The organism is Limnothrix sp. FACHB-1083 (assembly GCF_014696485.1).
In the GTDB taxonomy this organism is placed as follows: domain Bacteria; phylum Cyanobacteriota; class Cyanobacteriia; order CACIAM-69d; family CACIAM-69d; genus CACIAM-69d.
On sequence record NZ_JACJQD010000011.1, the window covers coordinates 57,076 to 69,661 of the forward strand.

General features: G+C 55.0%; 10 protein-coding genes. 2 read left to right on the forward strand and 8 right to left on the reverse strand.

The window, feature by feature from the left end:
* The 6 genes from H6F46_RS14495 to H6F46_RS14520 all read right to left on the reverse strand — a co-directional run bounded on the left by H6F46_RS14495 (position 1) and on the right by H6F46_RS14520 (position 5,651).
* Entirely contained in the window at positions 1–474 is a 474-nt protein-coding gene (locus H6F46_RS14495; RefSeq protein WP_099532778.1) for a Tic20 family protein, read from the reverse strand.
* A gap of 125 nt (positions 475–599) precedes the next feature.
* Entirely contained in the window at positions 600–1,751 is a 1,152-nt protein-coding gene (gene tgt, locus H6F46_RS14500) for a tRNA guanosine(34) transglycosylase Tgt (protein ID WP_199291584.1), read from the reverse strand.
* 298 nt (positions 1,752–2,049) lie between these two features.
* Positions 2,050–3,171, reverse strand: a complete 1,122-nt coding sequence (locus H6F46_RS14505; protein ID WP_190355538.1) for an LptF/LptG family permease — start codon at positions 3,169–3,171, stop codon at positions 2,050–2,052.
* A gap of 153 nt (positions 3,172–3,324) precedes the next feature.
* Entirely contained in the window at positions 3,325–4,053 is a 729-nt protein-coding gene (gene lptB, locus H6F46_RS14510; protein WP_190355482.1) for an LPS export ABC transporter ATP-binding protein, read from the reverse strand.
* Between the two features lie 58 nt (positions 4,054–4,111).
* Entirely contained in the window at positions 4,112–4,666 is a 555-nt protein-coding gene (locus H6F46_RS14515; protein ID WP_242027970.1) for an LptA/OstA family protein, read from the reverse strand.
* A gap of 721 nt (positions 4,667–5,387) precedes the next feature.
* Positions 5,388–5,651 (reverse strand): DUF3493 domain-containing protein, encoded by a 264-nt coding sequence (locus H6F46_RS14520; protein ID WP_099532774.1) that lies wholly within the window; start codon positions 5,649–5,651, stop codon positions 5,388–5,390.
* A gap of 770 nt (positions 5,652–6,421) precedes the next feature.
* Here H6F46_RS14520 and H6F46_RS14525 point away from each other — a divergent pair.
* Both H6F46_RS14525 and H6F46_RS14530 read left to right on the forward strand, forming a co-directional pair.
* Positions 6,422–6,937 (forward strand): pentapeptide repeat-containing protein, encoded by a 516-nt coding sequence (locus tag H6F46_RS14525; protein WP_190355483.1) that lies wholly within the window; start codon positions 6,422–6,424, stop codon positions 6,935–6,937.
* Entirely contained in the window at positions 6,934–7,941 is a 1,008-nt protein-coding gene (locus H6F46_RS14530; RefSeq protein WP_190355484.1) for a hypothetical protein, read from the forward strand. The genes H6F46_RS14525 and H6F46_RS14530 overlap by 4 nt, the downstream gene beginning before the upstream one ends.
* 269 nt (positions 7,942–8,210) lie before the next feature.
* On the opposite strand, the gene H6F46_RS14535 is transcribed toward H6F46_RS14530, so the two are convergent.
* Positions 8,211–9,269 carry a Fe(3+) ABC transporter substrate-binding protein gene (locus H6F46_RS14535; RefSeq protein ID WP_190355485.1) on the reverse strand — a complete coding sequence of 353 codons (1,059 nt, stop codon included), beginning with the start codon at positions 9,267–9,269 and terminating at the stop codon, positions 8,211–8,213.
* Between the two features lie 508 nt (positions 9,270–9,777).
* A complete protein-coding gene (locus H6F46_RS14540) occupies positions 9,778–11,823 on the reverse strand; it encodes an elongation factor G (RefSeq protein ID WP_190355486.1) in 2,046 nt (681 codons plus the stop codon).
* Positions 11,824–12,586 lie beyond the last annotated feature (763 nt).

Below are 12,586 nucleotides of genomic sequence, written 5' to 3' on the forward strand. Positions count from 1 at the left end.
TTAGCGCACCTGCATGTGCACCGCTTCCGAGAGGCTGGGAATTTCTGCCAAGCGCCCCAAAGCCGACTGAACGATCGAGTAAATGGCCGCCACCACAACTCCCAAGAACACCGTGCTGGCCAGGGTTTGCACCACAAAGCCCCCGATTGGCTGGAAAACATACTGAATCACCAGCCCACAAAGGGACACCAAAATCGAAATCAGAATCGATTGCATGGTGTTGAAACGAATGAAATAGCTGATGTTGCTGTTACGAACCACCAACAAAAACAGCACCAAAAAGATGATGAAGCTCATGAAGGGAATTTGGTAGAGCTGAAGCAGGGGCAGCAGCGGCACATACAACACCGTCAAAAACGGCAGTTCCCGGAAGATGGAGCCACCAAAGCCCACCACATCCACCAGCGGCAGGGCATAGACCAAAGCACCAAACAGGCGATCGCGCCAAGTTGTCGTCGTTCCGCGCCAGTTCACGATCGGCATCTCCCGAGAGCAATGAATTGATCTATTTTAGACGCTGGTTTTGGGCGGGCCATGGTGCGATCGCCCCACTTGATCGCGCTTCTGCTGGCGATCGCCCGTGGATCATGGGTGGATGCTCAATCATCGAGGCGGGCGGCAGCGGCTAGGTCATCAGCCGGGCGCAACCAGTGGGCAAATTCATCGGCAAAATTGCCCGCCAAAATCGCCGATCGAATCCGTTGTGTGAATCGGATTAGCTCCGTCACGTTGTGGATTGCCAGCAGCGTGTAGCCCAAAATTTCCTTGGCGCGGATCAGGTGGCCGATGTAGGCGCGGCTGAAGTTTTGGCAGGTGTAGCAAGGGCAGGTTTCATCCAGCGGCCGGAAATCTTCCCGGAATTGGGCGTTTTTCAGGTTCCAACGCTCACCCTGCACCAGGGCCGCCCCGTGCCGCGCCAGCCTTGTGGGAATCACGCAATCAAACACATCAATCCCGGCGGCGATCGCCTGGGCCATTTCTCGATAAGTCCCCACCCCCATCAAGTAGCGCAGTTTGTGGGGAGGCAACAGGGGCGTGGTGGCTTTCACGATGTGCTCAATCAGTTCCGGCGGTTCCCCCACGCTCACCCCCCCGATCGCGTAGCCGGGCAGATCCAGGGCCGCCAAATCCGCCGCCGCCTTGGCTCGCAAATCCGCGTAGGTTCCCCCTTGGACAATGCCGAAGAGGGCTTGATCAGAACGCTGATGGGCTTCGATGCACCGCAGCAGCCATTGGTAGGTGCGATCGGTTGCCTTTTCCACCTGTTCGCGGGTGGCTGGGTAGGGCGGACATTCATCAAACGCCATGATCACGTCGGATCCGAGGGCGTTTTGAATTTGAATGGATTTTTCGGGGGTGAAATCAATGATGCTGCCGTCGTGGGGCGATCGAAACGTCACGCCCCGATCGCTAATTTGCCGCATTTCACTGAGGCTAAACACCTGAAACCCGCCCGAGTCCGTCAGAATCGGCCCCTGCCAGTTCATAAACTTGTGCAGTCCGCCTGCCGCCTGCACGATGCCTTCACCCGGTTGCAAATGCAGGTGATAGGTATTCGACAAAATCATCTGGGCCCCAGTGGCGGCCACTTGATCCGGCGACAGGGTTTTGACATTGGCTAATGTGCCCACGGGCATAAAGCGAGGGGTTTCCACAATGCCGTGGGGCGTGTGAAAAACACCAACGCGGGCCGATGTTTGGGAACATTCAGCCACTAACTCAAACCGAAAATCGGGGGCAATAGCACTCATGAACGGGGGCAAAATTTTTCGGACTGCTGAGCGAATTTCTGAAAACCCAAAACGAATTTTTGCGAACTCCAACGATCAATCCAGACAAGGGGCTTAAGCCCCTTGCTGCCCAAGACGATTGGGACTTGATCAGGGCTTCAAGATACTTTTCAAATATTCTCCAAGTCTCTTATCCCTAAAACTCGGGTAGGTTCCTGAATTGAATGTTGGATTGAGCTTGGAATGAACGGTTGGATTGAGTTGGATTGAATTGAATTGGGAAAATTGAATTGGGTTGGATGGAGTTGAACTGGGGAATTTAGCGTGCCGCCCGCACCAGCAGCCCCGTCCCCAACGCCCCAACCACCAACAAAGGCAACCAAGCCGCCACCATCGGAGACAGAAACTCTGTGCGGGCCAAGGCATCCATCAGGAAAGCCAACAAATAATAGGCGAAAATGACCACCACGCTCACACCAAAACTGGTGGCGCGGCCAAGGCGTTGATGGCGACGATTGGCCAGTGCTGAACCCACCAAACCAAAGCCTACGCAAATGAAGGGAAATGCGTATTTTTGCTGAATTCGCAGCTCTAACTTGGTGATTTCTGCTCGCTCGCCGCTCTGACGCAAAATGGCCAAACGTTCCTGGGCTTCGGCAATATTCAGCTCATTGGAGAAGCGATCGCGCACGGCCAAATCGAGGGGCGTTCGGGGTAGCTGCAACCGTTGTTGTTCAAAACGCAAAATGTCGCGGTAGGAACCATCGGGAGCCACCAAATAAATCGTGCCATCTCGGAAATCCCAGGCCCGTTCTTGGGGATTCCAAACGGCAGATTTGGCGGTCACAATTTGACTGATGCCCGCCTGGGAGCGATCGATAATCGTCAGGGACAGCATCTGCTTGCCGTCATAGCGCTCGGCATAAAACACACGGCTGAGAATGCTTTTTTTCTCGCCGTCCGGTTTTTCAACTTCGCTGAATTCCCGATAGAAAATATTTTCTTCCCGGAAAGAGGGTTGATTATCGTCGGTTCCTAGGGCCCGCTCCAAAATGGTGGTGGCTTGGTAGTTGGCAGCGGGCACTAATGCTTCGTTAAAAACAAAAGTTAAACCCGTGACAAACAGGCTGAGTACCAAGGCCGGCGCAACAATTCGATAAACCCCAATGCCGCAACTGCGGAGGGCCACCAATTCGCTGTCGTTGGACAGCCGCCCAAAGGCCATCATGGAGGCCAACAGGGTGGACATGGGGAAAGACAGCACGATGAAGTAGGGCATTTGCAGCAACATCACCTGCATGGCCAGGTGAATGGGCAATCCCTCTTCTACGACTTTGCGCACGAGGTCAAAAACCGTGCCGACGGAGACCCCGATCGAGGAGAATGCACCAACCCCAAACAGAAAGGGCATGGCCAATTCCTTGGCCAGGTAACGATCCATCACGCTGATTTGTGGCAGCCAGTTTTGCCAAGGGGGGGCGGAGGATGGCTGGGGTACGGTGTTGGAGGTCATAGGGTGTCTGGTCGGGAATAGCGGCTGAGGGGCCTGCGAGAAGGCGAGGGTTGGAGTGGGGGCTGAGGCAGGGGTGGAACGTTAGGGCTGAAATTTGTCACCCAAGTAATATTGCCGCACCAAGGGGTTGCCATACAGCTCGGTGGCGTTTCCGGAGGCGAGGATCTGGCCTTCCCGCAAAATATAGGCGCGATCGACAATTTCCAGGGTTTCCCGCACGTTGTGATCGGTAATCAGAATCCCCATGCCCTGATCGCGCAGGCCGGCCACGATGCGTTGAATTTCGGCCACTGCGATCGGGTCAATGCCCGCAAAGGGTTCATCCAGCAACAGGAACTGGGGCCCCTCCAATCCCACGGCTAAGGCGCGGGCAATTTCCGTGCGGCGGCGCTCACCCCCTGACACCTGAATTCCCGGCGTGTGGGCCACTTTCTCCAGCCCAAAATCTTGCACCAACTGCTGGAGACGACGCTCCTGCATCTCTCGGGGAAGCTTGGCTTGCTGCAACACCAGGCGCAAGTTATCCGCCACACTCAGGTGGCGAAACACGCTCGGTTCTTGGGCCAGGTAACCAATGCCGAGGCGGGCCCGTTGGTGAATGGGTTGTTCGGTAATGTCTTGGTCATCAAGCCACACATGGCCGCTGTCGGGCCGTTCCAACCCTGTGGCCATATAGAAAACGGTGGTTTTGCCTGCGCCGTTTGGCCCCAGCAGCCCAACCACCTCCCCCCGTTCCACCGTGAGGCTAACGCGGTTGACAATTAGACGCTCACCGTAGGCTTTCTGGACGTTTTCAAGAACAATCTTCAACGGTGTACCCCCACGAAAGGATGCAAGCCGGCCAGCGGCGATCGAACAGCGGTAAATTTTAGGGCGCGGTGGGGGCAAACAGCGAAGGCACGGCCGGCGCGGCAGGCAGTCCCCCCGCCGGCCCCGAAGACGAAGGCAAGACCGTGGGCGTGGTGGTGTCCAACACTAAGTAGACCGATTCCACTTGGCGGTTGGGCAAGGGCAGCGCGATCGATCGCCCTTCATCGACATAGTAGGTGACCGTTTCGGCCCGCAGGCTATTGCCGTCTTGCAGCACAAACACATCGCCCGACATCACCAAGCGGCGTTCGTTGCTGAAATATTGTGCCTGGGCGGCGGTGGCTTTGAGCATCCGAGCGGGATAGTCCACCTGAACGTTGCCCCGCGCCGTCACAATTCCCGCGATCGAGTTGGCCTCTTGCACGTCGGAGATGACCGTCATCGGCTGGCGCACTGGAACCGGCTGCGTGGGGGGCGCTGGCTGGGCGATCGCCTGGGACACCTGCCCAATTCCCATCGCCGCCGCCATCAGACTGGCTCCCATGGCCCGCCGGGCCCGCTTGGCTGCGGCCCTTTGGCTCGATCGAGTTCTGCCCACTGGTTGACCCACCATAGTCATTGGTTCAAAAACGAAGGTTTAAAGGCAAAGAAGAGACGGCTAATGCTAAAGATGGCTAACTCAACGATCACCCAGTAGCCCACTTAGCAACTGATTGGTTCGATCGCTGGATCGACGTTTCAGGGTGCTTGAGGGGGCTGCTGCTTCAGTGGTCTATTGAATTTGGCAACATACCAGAGACAACCCACATTAACCCAAGAGGGGAGATCACCCGACGGCGATCGCGCAGCCTTGAGATCCGCAGCGTTGAGATGAATCGAGATCATAGGATCGCCCCAGATAGTTTAGCGAACGCTTGCAACGTCAACCGTTCGTCATTGCCCATTTGCCAAACGGTGGTGGTGGCCCATGTCTCAAAGGTTCGTGCGGTCGGTCATTTCGCCCTTGCCTCCCCGCCTCAGAACTCTAAAGATTCAGAACCGATCGCCCCGGTTCCCATTAGCGGCTGAATGCATCCGGCGATCGTTGTCTGTAGTTTGCCTCTAGTTTGTCTGTAGTTGTTGCTGGTTCGTTGCTGGTGGTTTTTGGGAATTGGCTTTTGATGACCCTGGCAGATGGTCGATGAACTACCTAAAAATCATCTGTGCGTAATCTATGAATGGTTGCCTATGAATCGCGATCAATCAATTGCGATTTGTAAGTTGTTTTCTGACGATTATTCTTTAGATGCTCTAATTAATTGTTCTAATTAATTTCCCCAAATCATTGATGATGCTTATTGATTTCGCTCCCGTCCCCGATCGATCCGAAATAACCAAACCATCAATGCCACCACACCCGCTTGCAGTGCCAAATTAGGCAAAACATCCGCTGGGTTTTCGCCCGCTAACAGTTTCAGCAAAAAAATGAACCCACCCAGTGCTCCCGAAGCAGCAAAAGCACCATAGAACAAGCGTCGAAGACCTCGATAGGGAGCGGCGGCTTCTGCTCGCAGTCGAGCCATGGTTTCTGCATCTAGGGGGCGAGGACGATTGGCCATGTTGGGGGATTGCCTGATGGAATTGGCGTTGATTTGGAACATTTGGACGGCTTTGGGAAACCGCTTGATTATTTTATCACCAGGTCACTCGATCGCCTGATCTGGTGACTTAAAGGATTGTTGATGATTGAAATTCTCTTGACTGCCGGTTGTGCTGATCAAGGATCGATTTGTGCTAATCAAGGGTTGATCGATGGCAGTTCAGTTATTAAAAATTCTCAATTAATTTTTTTAATTAATTTGATTTTTAGTTAATCTCTGTTTTTGATTTTTATGATTGCTTGCTTTGATCAATTCAAGAATTGTCTTTATTTTAAGCAAATTGGAGCTGGTTCTTGATTGGTTTTGGTGAATCCTTAGAATGCAACTTGTAATACAACGAATGAATTTTAGAGTATCTGGTTTTGCTTTGCGGGTCTTACCCACTAACGAAGATAAGAAGCTTCAGTCCCTTGCTCTAACGACGATTAGTGCTTGATCTGTGTCCAAAAATACTGTTCAGACAGCCTCTGAGAGAAATTTCAATCCCTTGGCGAAGCTACCTGGAAAAGGCTTTCAGAAAGCACCTCAGTAAGAATATGCTATGCTTACTGAAACTAATTCTCAAAGATCTAAATCCTCCTCAACCTGAAAGCAGTTCGCTTATTGAGAAATCTTTGAGTTAAAACGGTTTTGGGAACACTTTCACGACTTCGGGTTTGGGCATGGGGCTTGGCATCAGAGGGGCGATTGTGGGCGATCGCGCGGCAACCGGTAAGAGGGAGCGCTCATTGAAATGGGAACTTGGGGGCGCGATCGGGCGCGGAATGTTGCTCACGGTTTCGATCGCCCTGGGGTTGACCCTGAGCGGTTGCCCCACCCAGCCCACGGCCCAGCGATCGCCCGGAAACCCCAAGGACTGCCCGAGGTGTGATTTTGCGGGCAAGGATCTGAGCAATCAAGACTTTGCCGGGGCGAACCTGAATGGAGCCAACTTTCAAAAGGCCAATTTGACCGGGGCGAACCTGAGCCAGGCCAAGCTGGACGGGGCCAATTTTCAGCAAGCGAATTTAACCAAAGCCGACCTGAGCCAGGCGGGCATGAACCAAGCCAAGCTGACGGGGGCGAACCTCAGCGAAGCCCGGCTCACCAAAACCTATCTTCGGGGGGCTGACTTGACCCAAGCCAAGCTGACGGGGGCCGACTTGAGCGGCGCAGATTTGCTGAACGCCAGCCCCTCCAAGCTTGATCTCAGCGGGGTCAAAACCCTGGGCACAACCTTGCCGGATGGGAGCCAAGGAAAATGAGCAGTAACCTTCCGGTTTCCGATCAGGCCTTGGTGACTGTGCGTTCAGAAGAAGTTCCTAGGACTGCTCGATCGGCGATCGTGGGGAGCCAGGGGCCCGACGCAGGGGCGATCGACCCGATGGAGGAGTCCCCGCCTAGCCATTCCCCCACCAGAAACCCATCACCCAGCAGCGCATCGCAACAAAACGCCCCCCCAAGGCGAGGGCCCGAGTTGGTGGATTGGTCTCCCAGTGCCAAAATCAGCCTTTGGGGGGCCATGGGCCTGGGCGTGGTGGTGTCCGTGGTGCTCCATGGGGCGGTGTTGTTGCTGCCAATGCCCAAGGAGCCGGACAAGGTGGCCCTGCCCCTGAGCGCCCAAGAGGCCCCCATTCGGGTCACCAATTTGCCGAAAACCACCCCGGCGCGATCGACCCCTTCTCCCAGCCCCGCGCGATCGACCCCGGCCCAACGCCGGGCCGATCGGGCTGCAACCCCAAAACCGAAAGTCAATCAGCCCAATCGGGTGGTGGTTCCCAAGCCCCAAACCGCCAAACCGGCCCCGGCTCCGTCGGCAGCACCCAGCCCAAGCCCCAATCCCACACCCAGCCCCACGCCCAGCCCAAGTCCTAGCCCCGAACCTAGCCCTAGCCCCACGCCCCAAGGTTTACCGGCGTTGGCGGGGTTGAATGCTGGCGGGGCCGCTTGTGCCCCCGATCGCCCTGATGGGTGCTATTCCCTGCCGGAAAATCTCAGCATTCACAGCGTCACGCCAGAGGTGATCCAAAATTCCCTGGGCCCCGATGTGACGGTGGCCGAAATTCCCGCAATCTACGAAAACACGGAACAGGCTCGGGAATTTGTGGTGTCGGATCCCCGTCGCGATTCAGCCGATCAAGTGGTGGGTTATTACTACGTAATTTCCACTCAAGTGCGTGGTCAGGTGGGAGCCATCATTGTCGGCAGCCGTGATCGACTGCTATCCCTGGATGCTATCCAAGCGGCGGCGGGTGCGGAAATTAATTAATGAGTTAATTCAAAAAAGAGTCTTGAAAAGAGATTGAGAGATTTTTAAAAGAAATTCTCGGAAAGAGGTTTTCGGAAAGCAGCTTGCTAGAAAATCTCTGGGCAAAATTGCCATGGAAACGTTTCCACCAAGGCAAGGTTTCGATCAACAATTGCCATGAAAAACTCCCAAGCCGAGACATAGCCTCGCTTGGGATAGATGCTTGCTGAACATAGACAGTGGAACGCCGTGGGCCGATCGCGCAATCAGCCCCCGCTTGCCAATTGGCCCTAGCGCCAACCGGCCCGATCCATCAGTCGGAGGGCGCGATCGTTGTTGCCCCCAAACTCATTGGCACTGGCGCTAGAAGACTTGAACTGTCCAAAGCTAGACAGGGTGGGATCCAATGCCACACCGGACAACACCGGATATTCATAGCCACTGCGGGCAAAGAGTTCTTGGGCCTTTTGGGTTGCCAAAAAGTCAAGGAACTTCACGGCTGCTTCCGGGTTCTTGGCGGTTTTAATCACGCCGCCGCCGCTGATGTTGACGTGAGTGCCGCGTCCCTGTTGATTCGGGAAGAACACACCCACCTTGGCGGCAATCTCCCGCTCAGCAGCATCTTTGGAATTGACCAAACGGGGCAGGTAATAGGTGTTGGCGATCGCGATCGACCCTTGACCCGCTGCACAGGCCTTGATCTGAGCCGTATCGTTGCCTTCCGGGGGTCGAGCGAAGTTTGCCACCAGGCCGCGCACCCAGGTTTCCGTGGTGGGTTCGCCCAATGCGCCCACCAGCTCGCCAACTAGGGATTGGTTATACACATGGCTCGAAGTCCGCACCAAAATCTTGCCGCGCCAACGGCTATCGGCCAAGGCTTCGTAGGTGGAGAGGTCTGCGGGGTTCACCAGGTCTTTGTTGTACATGATCACGCGGGCCCGCTTGGACAGGGCGAACCAGTGACCATTGGGGTGACGCAGGTTGCTGGGAACCGCCCGATAAAGGTTGGGGGCAGCGCTTTGGGACACGGGACGGAACAGGCCGGCCTTGTCGGCTAACCAAAGGCGACCGGCATCCACGGTAATCAGAACATCGGCGGGACTGTTGACCCCTTCCGATTGGATGCGCTCGATTAGGGCATCGGCGCTGCCTTCCACCAGGTTGACTTTGATGCCGGTGGCTTGGGTAAAGGCTTCATACAGTTGGCGATCGCTGTCGTAGTGGCGACCGGAGTACAGGTTCACTTCCCCTGCACCTTGGGCGTTGGCCCGGTTCAGTCCGCTCAGGGCCACGGTGGCTAGGGCTGATCCCCCTGCCAAGAACACCCGCCGAGTCAGTTTACTCGTCATTTTTCGCTCTTAGGAATGCAGTAATTGAATTTTGGGTGGCGAAAGCAGTATATCAATACTGAGAAATATTCTCAAAATTCTCTGGAATTTTTCCTAAGGACTCTCCGAATGGCTTGAACAAATAGACCTCTTGCACGAATCAGCTCGTTGCCCTCATCCCCCAACCCCTTCTCCCAAGGTGGGCGAAGGGGAGCCAGAACTGCTGGGTTACGGCGATCTCGTGGCGGGTGATCAAGTCCCTCTCCCGACTTGGGAGAGGGATTTAGGGTGAGGGTCTTAATTAATACAAGAGGTCTAATCTTGAGTTGGTTTCGGAACTGTCCTCGGTGGCGGGCGCGGTGTTTGGGGGGAGAGCCGGTGGGGAAGTGTTGGGCGATCGAGCGGGGGCTGCAAAGGGAAACGCCCGGCCCATCGAGACGATGGCCAGGCGCTTTTAAGGTTTCAAAAGGATCGATCGGAGTTTGGGGAATGGGAAGTTTGGGGAATGGATGGAAACGAGCGACCGTTTCTAGCCTTTGCCGGTTTGGGCCAAGACCCGATCGGCGAGTTTGTCGGGCACTTCCTGCAAGTGGTCATGCTGCCAAGAGAACGTTCCCACGCCCAAGGTGAGCGATCGCAATTCCAAAATCAGGCTTTGCATTTCCGCATGGGGCAGATAGGCCTGCATGGTGTCCCAGCCGGCCCAACCGTCCTTGGGCCCGTAGCCCATCAGTTGGCCGCGCCGCCCGGTCACTAGCTGCATGACCTTGGCGGTGAACTCACTGGGCATGGCAACTTCCACCAGGTCGATCGGCTCCAGGAGTACCGGTTGGGCTGCCGGAATGCCCGTTTTCATGGCCACGTGGGCCGCCATCTTGAAGGCTTGCTCGGAGCTGTCAACGGAGTGGTAGGAACCATCGGTGAGGGTCACGGCCACATCGACGATCGGGAAGCCCAGGGGCCCGCGATCGAGCGCTTCTCGCACCCCCGATTCCACACCGGGGATATATTGCTTGGGCACAACACCGCCCACAATCCTTTGCTGGAAGTCGTAGCCTGCGCCGCGTGGTTGGGGTTGAATGTCCAAATACACATCCCCAAACTGACCATGGCCGCCGGTTTGGTGCTTGTAGCGCCCATGGATTCGGGAAACGGGTTTGCGAATGGTTTCCTTGTAAGGCACTTGGGGCAGGTGGGGAGCCATGGGCAGGTTGTACTTGCGCCGCAGTCGATCGATGGCGATTTGCAGGTGAATTTCCCCTTGGCCCCAAAGGATGATTTCGTGGGTGTCGCCATGTTGTTCCCAGCGGACGGCGGGGTCTTCGTCCGTGAGCTTGGCCAGGGCGGCGGTGAGCTTCACTTCGTCACTGCGGTTTTCGGGAACGATCGCCCAAGCAAAAACCGGTGGCGGTAATTCTGCTTTGGGCAACTCATCCCGCCCGATCGCCCGATCGAGTGCCAGCACCTCTCCGGTGGCCACCCCGTCTAGTCGCCCAAGGGCCACAATGTCACCCACTTCAGCCCGGGTCAGGGATTTTTGTTGGCTGCCCATCAATCGATAGAGGCCACCAATGCGAACGCCATTGAGGCTCATGCCATCTTCGATCGCGCCATTCCAGACCCGAGCGATCGATAGCTTGCCCCCTTGGCTGGCATACATGGTTTTCAGCACCTGCACGATCGGGCGATCGGCATCGGGGGCGATCGCGTCCACCCCGCGCTCGGTGGCCGTCACCGTTGCGTCTGGGGCTTCCCGCAGCAGGGCATCCAACAGCGGTCGCACACCCAGGTGCTGTTCCGCCATGCCCACAAACACCGGCACGATCTGATCGGCTCCCAACTCCAGCCTCAGATCCACCAAAATTTCTTCTTCGCTGGGTTGAATATCCTCCAGCAATTTTTCCAGCAGCACATCGTCATGGTCGGCCAAGCTTTCCAGCATTTCGTGGCGAGCCGCTTGTTCTTCCGCCCGCAAATGTTCGGGCAGCGGCACGGGGTCATCGCCTTCCGCGTCGGGGTGGTAGTGATAGGCCGTTTCGCTGACTAAATCGATGTAGCCGATCGGGCTGTTGCCTTGGCGAATCGGGTATTGGTGCAGCACGATCGGGCGGCTGGAAACGGGCCGCAACACCGACAAAATATCGGCAATGGGACTCGATGCCCGATCCATTTTGTTAATGAACAACACATGGGGAATTTTCCAGGTGTCCAAAAACTGAAACAAAGGAGCCAACACAATGGCGCGATCAATCATTGGTTCGCAAACCACCACGGCCCCATCAACCCCGACCAAAGCGTTGTAGGTTTCTGCGGCCAACTCCACGGAACCTGGGCAGTCAATCCAATTAAATTGCACATCCTTATAAGCGGCGCTGGCCACATTTAGCTCCAGGCCCATGCCCCGATCGCGCGCTTCCGGGGAACTGTCACCCACCGTATTGTTATCTTTAATGCTGCCCTTGCGCGTGGTTGCGCCCGACAAAAACAAAATACTTTCCAAAAGCGTCGTTTTGCCACTGGAGTAGGGACCCACAATGGCAATATTTCTGATGCGGGGGGTACGGTCACCTTTCATGAAAACCTCCATGGGAATGAAAATTCCCAGTAAAAAAATTGATGTCAGCTCAATGCAGGCTGAAATGATTGCAGATTGAGAAAATAGAACTAGGGAAAATAGGACTAGGGATGAAGTGCAGAGTTGATCAGTGTGATGTCTGATCAATATCAAATTCAAAATCTTGCAAAATTTGATGAGAAATCAGATCAAGATCAAATTCATGCCTAATTCATGCCTAAAAGATTCCCGATTCCCAATGAACGAGAACAAGAGAAAAATGCTCGGATAATGCTTGGCCAATGTTCGTCAAATACTCAGCAAATATTCAATGAACGCCGTAATGGAGTGTTGCCAGGGGCGAGCGTCGTAGGCTCAGTGCTCAAAGCCACTGGATGAAATTTGCAAAATTGAGTTGACTAGATTGAATGGATCAGATGATTGGCGAGTAGAAAGAATTATGGTGCGATCGCCCGTTGACAGGGAAAAGGAGGAGCGATCGGGACTGTCTACAAGAAATCTGATTGGGTTCTGACTGGGTTCTGATTTGGCTCTGATTTGATTATGAGTGCTTGCAGAATTCTTTAGGCCAATTACTCAATGGTTGTTTATAAATTCGCGCAGTTTATCAACTGTTTTTGGTTTTTTGTTAGGGATTGTGAATAAAGATTAACTCGTATTTGAATCGCTGCCGATTCAAGCTAGGTCAATTCCTTTGGTTAAAAATTTACCGATCGATCGGGCGGCGCTTGGGGTTGGGAGTTGGATCCGGCGATCGATCCGC

Bases quoted from the DNA above. Each gene is read 5' to 3' on its own strand.
- tgt (WP_199291584.1), bottom strand. From the start codon at position 1,751: ATGAGTGCTATTGCCCCCGATTTTCGGTTTGAGTTAGTGGCTGAATGT.
- H6F46_RS14505 (WP_190355538.1), bottom strand. From the start codon at position 3,171: ATGGATCGTTACCTGGCCAAGGAATTGGCCATGCCCTTTCTGTTTGGG.
- H6F46_RS14515 (WP_242027970.1), bottom strand. From the start codon at position 4,666: ATGGTGGGTCAACCAGTGGGCAGAACTCGATCGAGCCAAAGGGCCGCA.
- H6F46_RS14520 (WP_099532774.1), bottom strand. From the start codon at position 5,651: ATGGCCAATCGTCCTCGCCCCCTAGATGCAGAAACCATGGCTCGACTG.
- H6F46_RS14530 (WP_190355484.1), top strand. From the start codon at position 6,934: ATGAGCAGTAACCTTCCGGTTTCCGATCAGGCCTTGGTGACTGTGCGT.
- H6F46_RS14535 (WP_190355485.1), bottom strand. From the start codon at position 9,269: ATGACGAGTAAACTGACTCGGCGGGTGTTCTTGGCAGGGGGATCAGCC.
- H6F46_RS14540 (WP_190355486.1), bottom strand. From the start codon at position 11,823: ATGAAAGGTGACCGTACCCCCCGCATCAGAAATATTGCCATTGTGGGT.